At 58.5% G+C, this 20036-nt stretch carries 12 protein-coding genes; 3 read left to right on the plus strand and 9 right to left on the minus strand.

All coding sequences use genetic code 11. From position 1 onward, the window contains the following. Nucleotides 1-154: 154 nt before the first annotated feature. The 5 genes from AArcCO_RS06710 to AArcCO_RS06730 all read right to left on the minus strand — a co-directional run bounded on the left by AArcCO_RS06710 (nucleotide 155) and on the right by AArcCO_RS06730 (nucleotide 12237). Nucleotides 155-6760: a CARDB domain-containing protein gene (locus AArcCO_RS06710; protein WP_321170499.1), complete on the minus strand. Its 6606-nt coding sequence runs from the start codon at nucleotides 6758-6760 to the stop codon at nucleotides 155-157. 674 nt (nucleotides 6761-7434) lie between these two features. Then, nucleotides 7435-8787 carry a hypothetical protein gene (locus tag AArcCO_RS06715; RefSeq protein ID WP_259535895.1) on the minus strand — a complete coding sequence of 451 codons (1353 nt, stop codon included), beginning with the start codon at nucleotides 8785-8787 and terminating at the stop codon, nucleotides 7435-7437. Nucleotides 8788-9111: 324 nt separating this feature from the next. Continuing rightward, a complete protein-coding gene (locus tag AArcCO_RS06720) occupies nucleotides 9112-10104 on the minus strand; it encodes a DUF1102 domain-containing protein (protein WP_259535897.1) in 993 nt (330 codons plus the stop codon). 299 nt (nucleotides 10105-10403) lie between these two features. After that, nucleotides 10404-11408 (minus strand): hypothetical protein, encoded by a 1005-nt coding sequence (locus tag AArcCO_RS06725; RefSeq protein ID WP_259535899.1) that lies wholly within the window; start codon nucleotides 11406-11408, stop codon nucleotides 10404-10406. A gap of 322 nt (nucleotides 11409-11730) precedes the next feature. Beyond that, a complete protein-coding gene (locus tag AArcCO_RS06730; protein WP_259535901.1) occupies nucleotides 11731-12237 on the minus strand; it encodes a DUF8054 domain-containing protein in 507 nt (168 codons plus the stop codon). A 425-nt stretch (nucleotides 12238-12662) separates the two neighbouring features. Between AArcCO_RS06730 and AArcCO_RS06735 the strand changes: the two genes are divergently transcribed. Beyond that, nucleotides 12663-13880 carry a glycosyltransferase family 4 protein gene (locus tag AArcCO_RS06735; RefSeq protein WP_259535903.1) on the plus strand — a complete coding sequence of 406 codons (1218 nt, stop codon included), beginning with the start codon at nucleotides 12663-12665 and terminating at the stop codon, nucleotides 13878-13880. 23 nt (nucleotides 13881-13903) lie between these two features. Here AArcCO_RS06735 and AArcCO_RS06740 read toward each other — a convergent pair whose 3' ends face one another. Continuing rightward, entirely contained in the window at nucleotides 13904-15139 is a 1236-nt protein-coding gene (locus tag AArcCO_RS06740) for a twin-arginine translocation signal domain-containing protein (RefSeq protein WP_259535905.1), read from the minus strand. 532 nt (nucleotides 15140-15671) lie between these two features. Here AArcCO_RS06740 and AArcCO_RS06745 point away from each other — a divergent pair. Further along, nucleotides 15672-16277 (plus strand): DUF7344 domain-containing protein, encoded by a 606-nt coding sequence (locus AArcCO_RS06745; protein WP_259535907.1) that lies wholly within the window; start codon nucleotides 15672-15674, stop codon nucleotides 16275-16277. A gap of 6 nt (nucleotides 16278-16283) precedes the next feature. Next, nucleotides 16284-16778: a hypothetical protein gene (locus AArcCO_RS06750; protein WP_259535908.1), complete on the plus strand. Its 495-nt coding sequence runs from the start codon at nucleotides 16284-16286 to the stop codon at nucleotides 16776-16778. 118 nt (nucleotides 16779-16896) lie between these two features. Here AArcCO_RS06750 and AArcCO_RS06755 read toward each other — a convergent pair whose 3' ends face one another. From AArcCO_RS06755 to AArcCO_RS06765, 3 genes are all read right to left on the minus strand, one after another. Beyond that, nucleotides 16897-17970: a DUF1102 domain-containing protein gene (locus tag AArcCO_RS06755; protein WP_259535910.1), complete on the minus strand. Its 1074-nt coding sequence runs from the start codon at nucleotides 17968-17970 to the stop codon at nucleotides 16897-16899. 194 nt (nucleotides 17971-18164) lie between these two features. Then, entirely contained in the window at nucleotides 18165-18518 is a 354-nt protein-coding gene (locus tag AArcCO_RS06760; protein ID WP_259535912.1) for a DUF5658 family protein, read from the minus strand. 101 nt (nucleotides 18519-18619) lie between these two features. Then, the gene (locus AArcCO_RS06765) at nucleotides 18620-19960 is read right to left on the minus strand and encodes a glycine cleavage T C-terminal barrel domain-containing protein (RefSeq protein WP_259535914.1); all 1341 of its coding nucleotides are present in this window, start codon (nucleotides 19958-19960) and stop codon (nucleotides 18620-18622) included. Nucleotides 19961-20036: the final 76 nt, after the last annotated feature.

Consider the following 20036-nt stretch of genomic DNA (forward strand, 5'->3'; position numbering starts at 1 on the left):
CCGGGGGGAGATGGGTGTCGGAGCGAACCCAGGCCTGCGTCGCCAGTGGGCCGCTCCCGTTCACCAGTTGGACACCAGTGTATTTTGGTATGGAGCAATTAATACACGTACACGTTCACTGAAAAAAAAAAAATATCCGACACAGCGACCGGCCTCAATCGTCGCCGCTCCAATCGAACTCGGACGGCGGGGTGGCCGGTTCGGCGCCAGTCGTTCCGCGATCGGTCGTCACCTCCGGAAACTCGGAGTGCGACGTGGTGGACGTGCTCGTCCGGGAGCCCTCGACGTCACCTCCGACGCGTGACAGTTCCGGGCCGATGACCAGCAGGTTGACGAGGATCGCCACGAGGACCATCCCCACGAGGCCGGCCGTCCACAGCGGGGACGGGAGGTCGAACAGGGGGGCCCCGTCGTCCCCATCGTCCCTCTCGCCTCCGTCGTCACCGTCGTCCACGTCCTCGACCGACTTCGCCTCCTCGTCGAGGGCGCTCTCTTCGTCGGGAGCGCTCTCCTCGTCGGGTGCTCCCTCGCCGTCGACTGATCCGGGATCGTCGTCGGAGCCCGTCTCGCCTGCAGCATCCGTGTTCACTGACGGCTCGACGGTGACTTCAAACTCGCTCGCTTCGTCTCCGTCCCCGAGTTCGACCTCGTAGGTGCCGGCCTCGCCGAACGCGATCGAGAACGGAACAGTCTCTATCGTACCGGGTGCGACCTCGATCGTCTTCGTTTCGACGGTTTCCCCGTCGATCCGGAGCTCGGCTTCGTACTCGCCGTCGACCTCGTCTTCGTTTTCGACGGTCGCCTCGATGACGGCCTCCTCGCCCACGTGGATGCGTTCCTCGTCGATCCCTGTCTCGAGCAGTTCGAGGCTGGCGGCGGGAGGGTCGGAGGCGTCACCCGCAGTCACCGCGAACTCGGAGAAGCCCGGCGTCACCGCAGTGTAGGTGTCGCCCCCCTCGTGAGTCGTCTCCAGTTCCTGCCACTCGCCGTCGTGGTACCGGAGCATCTCGACGTCGTCGGGTTCGGCACCGTCCGGGAGTTCGTGGGAGCGAACCGTAAACTCGAAGCGAGCTTCCTCGATGTCGTCGTTTTCGATCCCGTTCCGCTCGACGCGGAGGTAGCCGATCGCCTCACGTCCCTCGGGTTCGGGGGCCGCGTTCGGCTCGCGGGTGGGCGTGTACACGTCGAGATGGAAGTCCTCGGCGCCCTCGCCCAGCGAGAGTTCGAGTCCGGAGTGGCTGACTGACTCGCCCTCGCCGCTTTCCGCGAGATCGAACCTGACAGACTCCGAGGGGGACGGATCGCTCACCGAAACGGTTGAGCCATCGTCGGTGGACTCGACTGCGACCGACGGCCCGGGCTCCGGTTCCTCGCCACCGTCGCTCGGGGGGGTACCGAATCCCGGCGGTGGACCGCCTCCGCCCCCACCGCCACCACTGGCTCCGCCCCCACCGCCACCACTGCTTCCGCTGTCCCCGCCGCTGTCGGCTTCCGTGACGGTGACATTTCCGGCGTAGGCGTCGTTCACGTGCATCTCGTATTCTCCGGGGTCCTCGAACGCGTGCGTGAGGGTTGCGTTCGCATCTCCGCCGGCGGGGACGGCAACAGATTCAGTGGTGAGGGTTCTGTTGTCGACTCGGAGATCCAGGTCGACGGTGGCGTCGTACTCGCCGCGGTTCTCGACGGTGACGTTTACGCCGACTTCCTCGCCTTCCTCGATCTCGTTTGTCGTCAGGCTAGCCGGACCGATTTTCACGTCGGCCGCCGGGTCGATCACCGACAATGTGCCGGCGGGTTCGCCGTCGACGGCAAGGGTGTACTCGCCCGGTTCGGAAATTTCGTAAGCCAACTCGACCGTCTCGGCGGCCCGCCCCGCCACTTCGACGCGTTCGTCGACGACGCCGTCGCCGTCGAGTTCCAGCTCGACCGTCAGCTCGCCGGTCACGTCGCCGTCGTTCTCGACGGTCGCCTCGACAGTCACCTCGTTGCCGACCGGGAGTTCGGACTCGGTGGTTTCGGCGTCGACCACGGAGAGGTTCGCCGGCGCGAGGACGGTCAGGCTGTCAGCGACGGTTTCGGTCCGGTCGCCATCGTTGTCGTCGCCGGCGATCGCGATCGCGTATTCGCCGGCCTCGGGCGGTCCATAGGCGAATGAGATGGTGTCAGATTCGCCCGCAGGGAGAGTGACGTCCGTGGTTTGGTATTCGTCGTCGTCGACGTGGAGTTCGGCGGTGAAGGTGCCGTCGCGGTCGCCGACGTTCTCGACGGTCGCCGTGATCGTGGTCTGCTCGCCCGCGACGATCTCGGAGTCGTCCAGGGAGCCCGCGGAGAGTTCGAAGATCGGGGGCCGTTCGACCGTCAGGGTCGTTTCGGACGTGTCGTCGACCGTGATCCCGTAGGTGCCCGCCTGCTGGAACGACTGTTCGAAGCTAACGGTCGTGGACGCGCCGGGGTCGAGCGGTACGGTTTGGGTGGCCTCGGGGTCGCCGTCGACGTACAGCGTGGCGACGTAGTCGCCGGTCGCGTCGCCGACGTTCTCGACGGTCGCCGTAATCGTGGTCGACTCTCCTTCGAGGATCGGATCCTCGCCCAGGGTGACGTCCCGCGTTTCGAACGCGGAGGTAGCCTCCTCGACGGTGAGAGTTCCGGCGTGGGCCCCCTCGACGGCTACGTCGTAGGTTCCGGGATCGGCGAACGGTTTCGTAAAGGTGACCGTCTCCGTTTCGCCGGCCCCGAGTGTAATCTCCTGGCTCCGTTCGGCCGCCCCGTCGATCGAAAGCGACACGTCGACGGTCCCCTGACGGTCGCCGACGTTCTCCACGTCGGCGGTCACGTCGACTGACTCGCCCTCGAGGATCGCCTCCCGACTCAGGTCGGCGTCGGTCACAGCGAGCGTCGCGGGTTGTTCGACTGTGAGAGTACCCGCGTGGACGCCGTTGACTGTGATCTCGTACGTGCCCGCGTCCGCGAACGATTCAGTGAAGGTCGCAGTCGTCGTCCCGCCGCCGGCGAGGGTTACACTCTTCGAGGTCACGTCCTCGCCGTCGACCTGGAGTTCGACCGTCAGTTCGCCTTCGCGGTCGCCCTGGTTTTCGATGACGGCGTCGACGTCGACAGACTCGCCCTCGAGGATCGTCTCGTCCTGGAGGTCGGCGCCGGTGACCTCCAGGTCAGCGGGCGCTTCGACGGAGAGTGTTCCGGCGTCGACGTCGCTGAATGAGAGGTCGTACTCGCCGGCGTGGTCGAACGTCGCCTCGAGCATGACAGTTTCGGTTACCCCGGCTTCGAGGGTGACCTCCTGCTCGTCGACGACCCGGGTGTCAGCGCGGAACTCTGCCTCGAAGGTCCCCTCGCGGTCGCCGACGTTCTCCACGTCGGCCGCGAGTTCGACAGAATCGCCCTCGAGGACCGTCGTTTCGTTCAGGTTCGGGTCGTGGACCTCGAAGGTCGCCGGCCGGTCGACGGTGAGCGTGACCGGGGTGGCGTCGTCGACGCCGATCTCGTAGTCGCCTGCCTCGTCGAACGGCTCGGCGAAGGTGACGGTCGTCGACTCGCCGCCGTCGAGCGAGAGCTGCTCGGTGGCCGATTGCTCGCCGTCGACGTAGAGGGTCGCCACGTGATCGCCGGACTCGTCGCCGACGTTTTCGATCGTCGCCTCGATCGTGACCGAATCGCCTTCGAGAACCGTCGTTTCGCTCGGGTTCAGGTTGCTCGTTTCGAACTCGGCAGGCTCGGGTTCGACGACGGTGAGGTCACCGGCGTATACGTCGCCGATCTCGATCGCGTACTCGCCGGCGGTCTCGAAGGTGTCCGAACGCTGTACCTGGGTGGATTCGCCGCCCTCGAGGGTGACGTCGGTCTCGTTGCGAATCTCGGCCCCGGAGCCGTCGTCGGCGGTGAGTTCGACGGTGAAGGTACCCTCCGCTTCGCCGACGTTCTCGATCGTCGCCGTCGCGGCCGTCGTTTCGCCCTCGAAAATCTCGGTGTCTTCGACGGTGGGATCGCGGACCTCGAATTCGGCGGGCGCGAGGACGGTCAGGCTGCCGGCTGTGGTCCCGATCCGGTCGCCATCGCCGTCCTCGCCCTCGATGACGAGGTCCTCCTCGCCGGCCTCGGTGGGTTCATAAGTGAACGAGACGGGTTCGGTTTCGCCCGCGATCACGTCGACGTCGGTGGTGTCCTTTTGAACCCCATCGACGAGGAGTTCGGCAGTGAAGGTGCCGTCGCGGTCGCCGACGTTCTCGACGGTCGCCTCGACCGTGACTGATTCGCCCAGGACGATCTCGAGCTCCTCCAGGCTGCCGTCAGCGAGGTCGAAGACGGGCGGTCGGTCGACGGTGAGTTCCCCGGCGGGTTCGTCGCTCACGTCGGCGTCGTAGCTGCCGGCATCCGTGACAGTGCCAGAAAGGGCGACGGTTTGGGACTCGCCGGGAGCGAGGGTGACGGTCGTCGAGTCGAGTGTGATGGTCTGTCCGTCCCCGTCAGTAATCCGGAACTCGGCGTCGAAGTCGCCCTCGGCGTCGCCCGTGTTTTCGATGGTTGCCGTGGCTTCGGCGGCGTCGCCCTCGAGGATGGTGTCGGTGTCGAGAGTCGCGTGGGTGACCTGGAACTCGGGAGTGGCTTCCTCGACGGTCAGGATGCCAGCGGTGACGCCGTTGACCGTGATCTCGTAGTCTCCCGGTTCGGCAAACGTCTCGTGGAACGTGACAGTGCCTGTTTCGCCGCCGTGGAGGGAGATGGTCGTGCTGTTTCTGACCGCTCCGTCGGCCTCGAGTTCGACCGTCAGTTCGCCCTCGCGGTCGCCGTGGTTCTCGACGGTCGCTTCGATCTCGGCAGATTCGCCCTCGAGGATCGTCTCGTCCACCAGCGTTGAATCCGTGACTTCGAGAGCGGCGGGCGCTTCGACGGTCAGCGTTCCGGCGGGCTCGCCACTCACGTCGGCCTCGTAGGTACCGGCGTCGTCGACAGTCCCCGAGAGCGTCACGGAGGTGGACTCGCCAGCGTCGAGCGTGACGGTTTCGGTGTCGAGGGTCTGTGTGTCCTCGTCGGTGATCCGGAACTCGACCTCGAAGTCGCCCTCGGTATCGCCGACGTTTTCGATCGTAGCGGTCGCTTCGACTGTTTCGCCTTCGAGGATCGTGTCGGGATCGATGTCGGCGTCGTCGACCTGAAACGAGGGCTGATCCTCAATCAGATAGTCGATCGCGGCTTTGGCGTCGATGATGCCGTGGCCGTAGCGGGAGTCGGCGATCCCATGTTCGGTTTCCAGATGCCATTTCGCGTCCTGTTCAGGGTCCCAGTCGTCGGGTTTCCAGGCGGTTTCCTGGAGGGCCTCTGTTATCTCGTCGGGGGAATGGTGTTCGTCTGTGGTCGATTGTACGAGCGCGGCTGCGCCGGCGACGTGGGGGGCGGCCATGGAGGTGCCTGCTTTGGTCTCGTAGTCGTTTCCGGGTACCGAGCTGGTGATCCACAATCCTGGAGCTGTGACCGAGGGAACCACGTACTCGTCCGGCCAGTCATCGGGTGCACTTGCACCCCATGCATCGTCGGTATCGATCAATTCGCCACCCGAACGATCCCACATCTCTTTATCGGACGTACTCGCCCCGACACCGACAGAATCGTACTCGTTACCGGGACTACTACTGGTCTCTTCTCCATCGTTGCCGATTGATGCGATCACGACTACTCCATTGTCTTCAGCAGTGCGGATCGGATCGATAAACGACGAGTAATAGCCGTCAACACCCATACTCATAGTGATGACGTCGGCGTCGTTTTCGACAGCCCATTCCATCCCACCGATTATCTGTGAAAAGCTCCCCCCGTCATCCGGGAGCACGAGCCCGTGCATGAGGTCGGCCTCGGGAGCGACACCGATATGGGTTCCAGTTGCAGCCCCTCCGGCTGCGGTACCACTGACGTGCGTTCCATGTGATCCGGTGTCGTGCGGTGTCGAATCATCGATCTGATTTCCACTGCTGTCAAACTCGGCCCATCCTCCCGGATAGGTTGGGTCTCCCGGTTGCGTGGTGTGCAATTCCAGGTCATCGTGATCTGCGTCAATCCCGGTATCTAGAACTGCCACTTTGACACCTTCACCTTGTACACCGTACTTGTCCCACACCGCTGGTGCGTTAACTTGTTCGACTCCGTAAACAGTGTCGTAATCTTCCGATCCAACGGACCTGTGTGTTAGTACCTCTCCGCCAGAAATAGTGGACATTCGGGTAAGAGTCACGCTGTGTTCACCACGAGTGACCCGTTCTTGATCGACTGATTCGTGGCGAACGTCCGTTGGATCCGTCGAATCCGTTGCAGTCACTTCGAAATTAGGATGTAATTGAGTCACCCCCTCGACCGCTGCAATGTTCTCGAGTGGGACTTGTTCAGTATCGACAGAAACGAGCACCGCATTCGTGATCCAAAACTTCTTTTCTAACTCGATACCGGACTGAGACTCGACAAACGCTGTGAGTGGTTCTTGGGCGTGGTGTACCTGCTTCCTGTGTTCTTCGATCGAAACTCCGTTTCGCTCATTGCTGCCGACGCTTTCGAGTTGTACAATCAGTTCGATTGTGCCAGATTCGTTTTTGAGGTCCGAATCGATATCGACATCGGCGGATGAAGAAGGAGAGATCGCCGCTGTTGAATGGTCCGTTAAGGCGACACTACCAGCCGAGAAAGCGACGATAACTACCACGGCTAAAGAGATATGTATCAAATTTTTATAATATGGTTCACTCTTACTACATGTCATACTGAGCCGGTCTACGAAGCAACTATTAAAGGATATCCATACATCAAATAAATTAATATAATATTATTTACTTTTTAATGGCATAGTAAGCTGCGTGACACAGCAAGTTGCGCGTCTCGCAACGAGAGGGATCTGCAACGAACACTAACAGAGTGGTAGTATAAGTGAACTAGTTGTCTAGATTGAGCCGATTACGACAACATACTATTTCTGTCAAAGAACGTTACTCGATTAAACATATTTCTCGCTACTATTATCAATTATGGTATTTAGATGAGGGCTAGGGCCGGGTTTCGACCGCACGATCCGATTCTCCTCATAATATTACTAATTCTGATATGTGGTGGGATATTCTGCACATCTTGTATTTATTTAAAAGATGCATTCGCCAGAGGTCATGGCTCTACAACCCAATAGCGGTAATTATATTAAATTAGTTATGATATGGTATATCCTGTAATTCATTGTATGCAGAATGTTGGAAGCTTGATGTATATGTGTGGGTAGATAGATAATCGAAGAGCTCCATTCTCGCGCGCGAAATACGACCTGTTGAAATCCTAATCGAGATGATATAGATATTGGCCGGAATAGAATTCGAAGAGAGTGATCCTCCGGATCACATCACGCTGAAGAATGCAGTAAAAATAGTATTTTCGCGTGTTTCCAGGCTACTATTCGTCGTTTTCGATTTCTAATCTGTTGTCCAACTGCACAGCGATGTTACATTCGACAACATCCCCCGTGACCTCGCCGAGATCACAGTCCTCGCCGAAGTCAGGACGACCATCGTCATCTTCATCGACGCCGCCGTACGCGTCCCAGATCGCTGTCCCTTCGGTGGGCCAGCTCCACTCTTCGTTCACGACCAGCAACCGAATATCGCCCCGTTCGACTGTAACGTCCTTGTCGTTGTTCTCGAGGATTGGGTTGAACGGCAGGTCGCTGCCGTGGCAGGCGAACGTGTCGCCGAGGGTTTCAAAGTCGCATCCGGGTTCGTCGAAGTTCACATCTATTTGGGCCCACTCGTCGGGGATCACGCAGGCGTCATCCCCCTCATCGAGCGTGTCGAGGACTTCGTCCGTATCATCCCAGACCTCGATAGCGACAGTTCCCGCAGAGAACGAACTGCTATCGTCCCTAAGGGATTCACCCTCGTTGTCGTAATATGTTACCGTGTACTCGCCACCGCAGTCGAACTCGAACTCGAACGTGTGGCTGTCACCGGCCAGGCGAGCCTGCGGGACGACATTCCATAGGAAGTTCGTGACGTAGTCCTCACCGTCTTCGATCCGACGTGTGAAAGTGCCATCAATGTCGACGACCCAGTCGTTGTAGTCCCAGTCTGATTCGTCTTTCGGCAGGTCCTCGTAGGCGAGGCTGATCCGTCCGGTCTCGGTGATTTCTTCAGGGTCGAAGGTACAGTCGCCATCGACGTCGGCGACGATCCGGATCTCGTTGTCGAGTTCCTCGAGGAGTTCGTCTCCTTCGCTGAGACCTTTCGAGTTCGTTTTGAGTCCGAGACAGACGCATTCGCCCAGCGGAAGGCCGATCGCGTTGTCCTCACCGACGATCGATCGGTCGCGATTGTCTCCGAGATAGAAGTCGACTCGTCGTTCGTCCTCATAGGGTTCAGGAGGGTCCGACAACTCATCGTCGTAGTCTTCGATCCAGATGCAGGCGTTTTCCTTGCCCTGGTTACAGAGCTGGAAGACGTTGTCTACATACATCCGAGAGTCCGAGTTGATACCCTCACCGAGAGGGGTACCCTCCCCGATCGTCGGATTGTCGGGGTTCATCAGGATCTCGAGATGCCCGTCACCGTCGAGATGGGCATAACTCGAATTGGGTGTCTCCGACCCGCCGATGCTACACTTGTCCATCCCGAGGTAGGCGTCGGGATCCTCTGCGACCTCAATCTTCACACTACGTTGTGATTCGACCCGGGAGAACGCACCGCTACCGAGCAATGCGCTCCCACCGACAGATGCCGATCCAACTCCAATCAGGAATTTGCGTCGTTGCATGGTGGTTTCTCCATTGTTTCCGGCGGCACCTTTCCAATACAGCTGGTGCGCGCCTTACCGGACGTCACTACTTGGACGTCCTTTGGTATACACTGGAATCATAATTTCACAGAATATACATGAGATATCAATGAGTGTATTCTTCACATGAATTGACGTGATCTCGAGGTAATCTAACTTTGAACACATACGATCCGTGTTATCCAGAGTGGAAACGACTCGTCTCGCCGCATGAGTAACATATCTCTCCACAGGTCATCGATGGCAGAAAATCAGTTTTCGAGAAAGTAAAGATCGATCCGGTAGATAGACAACAGAGGGATTTCAGTCGTTGATCTCCGGCACGTCCTCCTCGTGTTCGACGCACACGCCCGTGTTACCGATGTCTCCCTGTTCGACAAGGTATTCGATGAGATCTTCTTCGAACTCTTCACACTCTTTATCTGAATCGATGCCAGTTCGACCGACCTCCACTCCGTTGGTCGAGAGGATAATCGGGTCACACTGTTCGGCAGTCAAGAAGTAGTAGCCGGGGATCCACGGTTCTTTTCCGTCACCTCTGGTAGCATTCGCACAGACGTTCAATGCACCTGAAATCTCGGCGCCGGTGCATTCCCAGGTCGTGTTGACTGGGAAGTTGTTCTCGTTGTAGACGCGCCAGAGGAAGTACTCTTCATCGTCGACCTCCATCGAACACATTCCGGTAACCGACATCGAGTCGGGGTCGACACGGTCCCCGAGCTGTCCGAGATTGTCTGCGTCGGCGTTGATGACGATCTCGTCGTCTTCGACGAGTTCATCACCATCCTCGAGTCCTTTCGTGACTGTGCGAATGCCGACACAGATACATTCGCCCACGCCGAGGGGGAATGCGTTCTCAGCACCGACCAGGGAATCATCCTCGTCTCCGTTCAGATAGAATTCCACGGCGTCGTAGTCATCGTTGTAGTCGTCGTGTAATTCCGGAGTGTCGAACTCGTTGATCCAGACACCAACTTTCTGTTTGCCCTGGTTGCACACCTGGAACACGTCGTCGAAGTACGTAAAGGAGTCTGAGTTGACCCCTTCACCCCCTGCATCAGTGGGGTTGTCCGGCGACATGTCCACTTCGAGATGCCCGGATTCGTCGATATTTGTGTAACTGGAGTTCGGGGAGCCTGGACAGCCATCCAGTCCGAGATACGCGTCCGGATCCTCTGCGACTTCGATCGTTACGTTCCGCTGCGATTCCACTCTGCTGAATGCGCCCGAACCGACGAGCGCGCTGCCTCCGATTGCCGATGCACCTACTCCGTACAGGAATTTCCGCCGTTGCATGGTTGTTCTCTCCGTTGGGTTTCCGGCGGCACCGGTCCGACGTTCGGGGGGGTGCGCGCCTTACTGAATCTGAACTATCCATACCCCCTTTGGTATACACCGTGAGTCTAATTTCTCGGTTGAAGTCCCGAAATCAATCTCTGTATGCGTCCATAGACGGTCCTGTTATGCTGAAACAATATTTTCCAGTAGGAAATAATTCGAGATTACTCGACTACAATGGTTCCATACCTTCCAGACAATCTGCGCATGACGACCACGTCTCACCGTTAGAGAAGGAACTCGTGGAGAGGGGTGTGCTACTGTACGTTGAATGTAATCCAGGGAATGTACCAATTTTGTTCGGCGCCACGCCGCAGAATGACCTCTACAGACGAGAAGGCTGAGACCGTGCGAGACTCACTTTCACCGGGTCCCAGGGTGACTCCCTGGTATCGCTCTCCAAAGTCTTCCCCCTCGAGTGGTCCTTCACTAATGGTGTCTCCCGTCCACTGGTCTTCAGTTCCGGATTCTCCATCAACTCGGTAGTCGAACGCAAAGTACCAATCAGTTGGATTATCAAATGTGAGTTCGATTTCGTTACCGTCGATTTCCCATTCCACGTATGGCCGGTCTTGTCCTTTGTTGTCTGCGTTAGGGCCTAGACCGTCCGATTCTTCATCGAGGACAAGTTCACCAACCTCGGGGACCACTCCTTCTACGTCGACATCTGCCGTGAGCACGAGCTCGTCGCCGAAGAGACGATTGTTCTCGGTAGCGTCGACGCTTTTCGTCATCGTCCGGAGACCGATCTCGATACACTCGCCGACTGGGATGCTCACTGCGTTGTCCTCGCCCATGATCGACTCGGTTCCGTCGTCGCCGACCCCGGCGGCCTCACCCGTGTAGAATTGTACTCTGGGTTCGTCTTCGTAGGATGTGTCCTCTACACCGGTCGCGTCAATACCTTCGGGGTAATCCTCGTCAGTTGGAGGTTCGATGTAAAAACCAACTGTCTCCTTTCCCTGGTTGCAGACCTGAAAAAGGCTGTCGAACCAGGTGAACGAGTCGGAGTTGACTCCTTCACCATCGTTCGGGTTCTCGCCGACATCGATCCCGAGATGTCCTTTTTCGTCTATTTCCACGTAATTATCACTGTTTGTCGACCCCGTCCGGGACAGCCCCAGATACGCGTCCGGGTCCTCCGCGACTTCGATCGCCACGTCACGCTGTGATTCGACCCGCGAAAACGCGCCCGATCCGACGAGCGCGCTGCCTCCGATTGCCGATACACCTATGCCGTACAAGAATTTTCGTCGTTCCATAGTTGGTTCCGTATCGTTGTTGGCGCCACCGATCCGGCTGTCAGATCGGCGCACGCCTCAGTGGCCCCCACTCACCGGCCCTGTTTGTGTATACACACCGATCTCAATTTCAAGATAAAATATATGAAATCAATTAGATATTCCCTCTCTGAAAGGCACAATTGTTCCAAAATAGCAATTTCTCATCCCGAAACAATCAATGACTTCTCTCGGTACAATCCGTGGTTTCTGAAGTGAAAGCGCTCCATACTTCTCGTCATATCTCATCAGAGAGCCTGCCCAAACGACGAAACTAACTGTGTTTTTCACGTTACTGCTATCGTCAGTATGCCCCTCTGAACATGACTGCTTCACATTCACTGCACATCAATGAGACCGAGCTACCACCTGTCTCGGCATTCGGCTTTTCGATCGCCTGCAGTTCCCCTCCACACGTCGGACACGTCTCCAGGAACGCCCGCAACCGACCGAGTAGTTCGTCCCGTGATCTCCCGTCGAGATCATCCCACACCGGCAACCACTCACCGAGCGTTGGATGCAACGCGACGTCAGCCAGAAAAGCCGCTTTCGAGGGCCACTTTCCGAGCTCGTTTCCACCCAGTCGCACGATGAACGTCCCGCCGGTCTCTTCGGTGACCAGTTCGTCGGGATCGACCTCGAGTACCAACGCCAGCTGCTGTCTTGCCCGGTCGCCGGTTCGAACGCGTTCGATCCGCCGATGCCAGACGTCCCCAAAGCGATCAGTCAGTCGAAGGTCGTCTCCCGCCTCGGTTTCGGTGACGATACCTGCCTCCTCGAGCAGTTCTGCCAGCGTTCGGCCGTCGATCACTTCGACCTCCGGCTCCCCGTTTACCTCCGGTTCCGACCGCTTATCGGGACTCGATCCGGTGTCGATATCAGTGGAGCTGACTTCCTCGGCCTCTTCTGATTCCGTTGGGCGGTCAGGACAATCATCCGGAGCAAGGTAGAGTACCGATACCTTTCGACGCTCTATCACAAACCGTGTCACGGCGACTGTCGAAACCGCAGAGATGGCTGCAATCGAGATCACGGACGGATCTCTGCCAAGGACCAGAACGCTCAGGACGCCGATCGAAGCGACAACGAGGACTGACTCGTCTATACGCTCTCTCTTGGACTCTGTAGTGCGTGCACGAGTGCGATCGGCGCTGGGCAAAACACCGGGAGTGTTCATTGGTACCAATAGGCGTTTCACTCCGAGTAACTAAAGTGTCGGTGGATGATATCAGTCTGATGCGTAGCCTCGTCACACCGATTCCCGACCTTCGGAGTCTCCGATTTTGGGGGGCTGTCATTACCAGACAACAAGAGGAAATTACAAATAGTCGTGAAATTGTCCGGGACGATTGTAAAATGAAAGTCCTCGCACTCGCGCCGACGACTGAACCGGACACTGGCTGGGGGAGGTACTCCGACGCAGTCGTCAGACATCTCCGGCAGGACTGGGATCTCGACGTGATTGTCCCGCGGAGAGATCCAGCCGGAATGATACAAAACCCACAGGAAGTGTTGAAGACGGCGAAACGCGTGCGATCCGTACTGCGGACGGGCGATTACGACGCGTTGTTATCTCTGGTGGATTACCCGTACTCCGTCGTCTCTTATCTGGCTACCGTCGGGCACTCGGTTCCATATTTCGTCGTGTGCCACGGCACCTACTCCGTTGCCCCACTTCACGCCAACCGTTCGAGACCGATCGCCGGGCACGCACATCGCAACGCCGCACAACTGTTTCCCGTGAGCAGCTTCACTGCAGAACAGTTACAGGAAGCACAGCCCGGGCTGGACAACGTCACGATCGCGAGAAACGGCGTGGATCTCGATCAGTGGAGTAACTCCGTCGAGCCGTATCCGATCGACCATCGCGCACTCTTAACTGTCGGACCGTTCAAGCAGCGCAAGGGCCAGCTGTTCTCCCTGAAAGCGTTTGCCGAAGTCGCCGAGGAATTCCCGGACGTCCAGTACCACTTCGTTGGCAACACAGAGAGGGCATATTTCGATACGGTGAGAGACTACGTCTCCGACTCCGGACTCGAGGATCGCGTTCACTTCGAAGGGTTCGTTACTCAAACCGAACTCCGTCGCTGGTACGAAACAGCAACGGCCTATTTGATGACGCCAGAGTACATCGACCACGACTTCGAAGGGTTCGGATTGGTCTACCTGGAGGCGAACGCCCACGGGACACCGACGATCGGCACGACTGCCACCGGCGCGAGAGACGCGATCGAAGACGGCTATTCGGGCCTGTGTGTCGATCACAATGTAGATGGGACTTCGACAGCTCTTCGGAGGATTTTGGGAGATGAAGCCCTCAGACGGGAACTATCCAGTACCGCTCGCGAGTGGGCACGAGCCAACAGCTGGGAACGTACTGTGGGCGTTCTCCGAAACGAGATCTCGAAACACGCGACAGCTGAGATCCGAGCTCCGTTATCTTCTCCTACCTAAAAACGTAAAGAAGTGTCCTGGAGTTACTCTCTACAGGACTCGAACACTTCACCGTCGACCGGGTTCTCGTACCAATTGTCGTCCTCGAAGATCGGTTGGTCGCCGTCTCCCGGCGGTCCATCCGCGACAGTTACCCCGTCGTAAGCGGTCGCAATGTGGACTCTCTCGTAGGGCCACATCCAGTCGGTGGGAACGGCCAACAGACGAACGTCCCCGATGCCGAACTCGACGTCGCGGTTCGGGTTTAGGTTCTCGAGGCGTGGATCGAAGAACAGTCCGTCGCCGTGTTCTCCGAATTCGGCGAGAGGTTCGTCGGGATCGAACTCCCACGGGTCGTCGAGTTCGAATTCGAGTGTCGCCGTGTACGCCGGCGGGACACAGGTACCGTCGTCGTCTCCTTCAAGGGCATTCGTGACGTTGTCCGGATAGACATCTCCGGTGTTGAAGACGTGGATCTCCGTTTCGTCGTCGAATGGCTCGTCTACTTCGTCACCCTCGCCGTTCCCGTCGTAGGTCAGGCTGTAGGTCCCCGTTCCCAATACATCGCCGGGAACGACCGACCACCTGTGTGTGTCACCTGCCCCCCGTGCCTTCGGGAGCAAATCCAGCTCGATCGAGGAGATGAGGGCATCTCCGTCGACTTCGATGCCTCTGAACGTCGCATCGACGTCTACGACCCAGTCGTTGTAATCGTAGTCGTTGCTCCCATCGAGGGGGAGGTCCTCGTAGGAAAGCGAAACGGTGTCGGGGAATTCGACCTCGATTTCCGTAATTTCGGCCCCACAGAACGTGATGTTGCTGATCGCCGCCTCCTGCCCGCCGGGATTCTCGAGGTCGGAGGCGAACGAAGTGAGGCCGTCTGCGTCATACTCCTCGCTCGTATCTAGCCCACCGAACGCACAGACTCCCTGGATGACGTATCCGTCTGCCTCGAATTTGATGTAGTTCGGTTCGCAATCCTCTCCGTCTTTGTTGAATTCGTCGTTATCGGGTTCGTACGTAATGTCGACGACGACATCACCGTCTTCGCGTACGAACTCACACTCGTCGTCGTCGAATTCGTACTTCGCCAGGAACGTATCCTCCGGACACACACAGGACTGTCCCGGTGGTCCGTTACCCCCTGGGCCTCTCGCTGCTGCCGAGCCCGTCCCGAAGACGCCGAGCGCGCCTGCGGCACCGAGCCCCTTCAGTACGTTTCTTCGATCGATCGACGTTCCGTCGAATCCGCCGTTCTGGTTGGGGTCGTTTGCACTCATTATCGATATCTCACTCGGAAAGTGAGTACTATACACTCTGCCGCCTCAGGGCATTGTAATGACATAAATAACCGTTTTAGGGTCTCACAGCCCGATAAATCGGTAAATCGTTTCTTAACTGGCTTAGAACGCGGTAGTGAACTCCTTGTCGCGTCGCTCTACGTAATTTTCGAGCCGGGACCGGAGTTCGGTTTCCTTCTGTGTCTCAGCGACCCAGGAACTTGTTTTCCCATTTTAGAAGCGAGTTATTCACTCCAGTCAGTCATCAAAATATGAACGTTAAGGACTCCCTATCGACAAGTTCGTCGAAATAACACTGCGACTCGGATCAAACAGCCACGCGTTAGTGACATTCACATAATGATATCTATCAGATATAACATCAGAGTGTTTTTGGAGTAACATGTTATTACGAAATCTTAGGCCCTAATTCACTATCGGTCCCGCTCTCGTACGATGTGATTACCTAACTGGGGACATGCCATCGTGTTATCTGACTCGATGGGTGTGTCGGCCATCGGGGGGTTCAACAATGGGGATCAGCAATGACACCATCTCGTCGACCGTCGATTCGCTCGTACCGTCCAGTCGAAACCGAGATCCGGCGATTTCGCGGGAGGAGATCTTCGAAGTACTGAGCAACGAACGGCGCCGACTCGCATTACAGTATCTCGAACAGGCAGACGAGGAACCGGTCCCCCTCCGGGAGGTGGTCGACTACGTCACCTCCCGTCAGAACGGCGCTTCACTGGAGGAAATCGACTCGGGGACCCGAAAGGCAGTGTACACCGCGCTCCGGCAGTCTCATTTTCCGAAGATGGACGACATGGGGGTCGTCGAGTACGATCAACTCCGGGGGGAAATCGAGCTTACGGACACCGCAAACGAGGTCCAGATGTACCTGGAGTACGTTCCGAAAAACGACATCCCCTGGCACGAGTACTATCTCGGGCTCGCGGGCGTCTGTGCCGCGCTCGTGACGGTAACCTGGGCCGGAATCTATCCGTTCGGCGGCCTTTCCTGGCAGTTGCTTTCGCTTTTGTTCGTCCTACTGTTCGTGATTTCGGCCGTGTCGCATGCGTATCACGCACGGGGGAACAGACTCGAAAACGCGACCGTCACCGAAGAGGCTCAGTGATCGAACATGCCCTCGATCCGTCAGGGGCTGATCGTTTTCGCGGCCGTCGCTGTGGGTCTGGCCATCGCGGTCGCCGCGACTGGGGGGTTCTCCACGGGCGACGTCGACCGGCTCGTGGAGATTCAGCTCGACGATCAGTCCTACGTGGACTCGGAGGCGCACCTCGATACCGAAAACTGTACGCTTGAGGCGACGGTCACGAACCGGTACAAGACGACGCTCGACGTCTCTGTCTCCGTGAACGATCAGTCCGAGACAAAACCCATCGGCGAGGGAGAGACAGTGAGTTTCGAATTCGAACTCGAGGACAATCCCGAGGAAGTCGGGTTACAAGCGCTCGGTGACGTGGTTCTCTTCGAGCACGCGATTAGTGACTTTCCGGACTGTGAGGACGGGACTGAAGACGGCTCGACTGCAGAAGACGGCTCGACTGCAGAAGACGGCTCGACTGGCGACGAGGAAGACGGAGACAACGAAACCGACGAGGAGACTGACGAATAGCGCTTATTCCACGTCCTCTGGCAACAAACGGTTCGATACCGGAGTTCTGTGATGGATGCGTCGGCCGTCCCGGCAATATCTCCGGCAGGTAGTATCTCCGGCAGGTACGTCTCTGTCCCTAGGAGGGCCCTCCCGGACCGGACGGACAATTTTCACTGGTGTGCTCGGGAGTCGTAACGTCGAACCCGTCGTTGTAGTTGAGCTTTAATCCAGCGGTTCCAAGGCAGGGTGACGACTGACACCGTTGAGCGTCTCCCTCGCCGTCCTCATCGAATCTGAAGCGGGCCGGTGGGTCGGGATCTGCGACGTCATCTGCGTCCTCTTCGTCCATTTTGACTTGGCCTCCAGTGGCACCGTTCTCGTAGGTGTAGAGATACCACTCTCGACCGCCAAAGAGAACGACCTCGTAAACCGGCTGTGCCGTGCTCCAGCTCACTCCTGTCGGTTCGCCATCTCCGTTTTCGTGAGTCACGGTGATGTCCGTCACGGTGTTTGCAGTTCCATTGCTGCAGAACGCGATGAAGCTAATCGCCGTCGCATCGAGCCGTTCGGGGAGGTCGTTTTCCTCGGGCGGGATCTCGGGCCCCGGACATTCCCCGCCTTCGTCTGCGTTGATGACGATTCCGTCCTCGAGGTCGTCCAACAACGTGTCTCCCTCGGTGAGCCCTTTGCTGATCGTACTGATCCCGACGCAGGCACATGCACCCACGTCGAGGACGACGCCGTTTTCTTCACCGATCAGTGATCGGTCCCGATCGGATTCGTAATAGAAGTCGACGCGACGTTCTCCGTCGTACGCGGAGTAATCTTCCTCGAAGTCATCGTCATCGACGCGGGGCCACTCATCGTCGTCTCCGATCCAGACACAGACCGGCTGTTTCCCGTTGTTGCAGATCTGGAACACTCGATCGAACCAGATCAGGGAGTTCGAGTTGATCCCCTGTCCCCCTGCGTCTGTCGGGTTGTCGTCCGTCATGTCGACGGTCAGATGCCCCGCTCCGTCGTCGGAGGTGTAACTTTGATTTGCGCTATCGGGACATCCTTCGAGCCCGAGATATGCGTCGGCGTCTTCGGCTACCTGGATCATCGCGTTTCGCTGTGACTCCACCCTGCTATACGCCCCACTGCCGACCAGGGCACTCCCGCCGATCGAGGCACTGCCGACGCCGACGAGGAAGTGACGTCGTTTCATCGTGCCGGCCCTCCACAGTCCACTCCGTTCGCGACGGTACTCGTCCAGTTGTACGTCATACCTCCCGATTGTGAACGTATCCCCAATAGTATAGAGAACCTGCAGACGGGTCGCTCGCACTCGTTTTCGTACAATCTGAGATTACCTCCGATCAGCGAGTGTAAAACGCCGGTTTCGCGACGACGCCATCCATTTCAGAGGAGGACGACCCCGATAATCGCAACGTTCCACAGCGTCACCAGGACGCCGAGCACTGCCAGGCCGAGCGGCACCCCCATCCGATGCGGGGCCGGAACGACGCGCCACAGCCCGTAACAGATCGCAAACACCGCCAACTTCAGCGCCACCATCGCCGGGACGCCGTAAACTGCGATCACGTCGGCGACGAGGGGACCAGTCTCGACGATCTGCTCGAGATGCAGTCCGGCGACTGTGGTGAGGAGGTCGCCGATCCCGAAGAACACGACGGCGACGAGCCAGAGAAACCGCTCGTTGGCAACCAGTACGTCGACGGCGGACGGCTCCGGCTGGCTCGTTTCGTACGCCATCCGTACTGACGTTACGAACCGCCCCCTTATCGGTATGCGTTGCCTGAAAAACGTTCGCGTCGGGATCGGACCGTCTCACGTCGGCTTCCGTCCCAGTACCGCTACTCGCTTGCCTCTTCTTCGGCGTCCATCTTCGCCTTCTCGCGGGCGCTCGGGTGCACGGACTCCTTGAACGGCACCTGGGCGACACGCGCCTCGACCGGTTCGCCCGGCTCTTCGGCGTACTCGTCCGGGAGGTGGACGAGATACTCCGTCCCGAGGTCGGTTCCGTCGACCGGGACAAACCCGAGCGCGATGTTGGTCTCCAGCTCCGGCGACCACCACGGCGAGGTGAGGTAGCCGACTTCTTCGCCCGAGTCGGGATCCGCCACGAGCCAGAAGTCCGGTGCGTAGTCCCGGATCGGCTCGCCGCCGAGCTTCAGCCCCACGAGCTCGTGGTTGAACGGCGATTCGCCGGCCTCGATCAGTTCGCGCTGGCGCTCCAGTTCCTCCTTGCCGACGTAGTCGGCCTCCTTGTCGTCGGGCACCTGGTAGGCGAGGTTGACCTGGAACGGCGACGTCTCGTGGTCCATGTCCTGGCCCCACGAGAGGATCCCGGCGGCGATCCGACGGTGGTGGGCGGGAGCGATCACCTCGCCATCGTAGGATTTCACGCGCTCGAGCACCGGGTTCCACACCGCCTCGGCGTTCTCCATCGAGTCTCTGACGTATATCTCGAAGCCCTTCTCGCCCGAGAACCCCGTCTGGCTCACGAGCACCGGACAGCCGTTTACTTCCCCTTCCATCAGGCCGTAGTACGGGATGTCGTGGATCTCGTCGCCGAACAGGTCCTCCATCACGTCGGTCGACAGCGGCCCCTGGATCTGCATCGGGGAGACGTCGATCTCGTCGATCTCGACGTCGAATCCCTCCCCCACGTTGACGCCCTGGAGCCACTGCATCAGCGTCGAGTCCGAGATCGAAAACCAGAACTCGTCTTCGGCGAGCCGCAACAGTACCGGATCGTTAAGGATGCCGCCGTCCTCGTTACAGAGGATGACGTACTTCCCGTGCATCGGCTCGATCTCCGTCGCATCGCGAGTGATTACGTAGTTGACGAGGTCTTCGGCCTCCGGTCCAGCCACCCGGATCTGGCGTTCGACGGCGACGTTCCACAACGTCACGCGGTTGACCAGCGCGTTGTACTCCGCCATCGCGCCGCCCTCCTCCTCGGTGCGCATCCCGCGCGGGTGGTACATGCGGTTGTAGACGGTCGCTCGCCAGCAGCCCTCCTCCACGGAGAGATGCCAGAACGGGGACTTTCGAACCCGCGTCGAGATCAACATCTCGATGCCTGGATCGCCTGACTGTCTGAGGTTTCGGGGAATGATTCGATCGGACTGGTCGACTGAGGGAACGTTCGGGTGGCTGTCGGACTCCGCTGGCGACTCCTCGTTAGACATTGCCCTTCATAGGACGGCCTATTACATTGAAAATGTATCGGTGAAACTGAATTTGAACTATGTGGGCGGGCGGCAA

Source organism: Halalkaliarchaeum sp. AArc-CO (genome assembly GCF_024972735.1).
Lineage (GTDB): Archaea > Halobacteriota > Halobacteria > Halobacteriales > Haloferacaceae > Halalkaliarchaeum.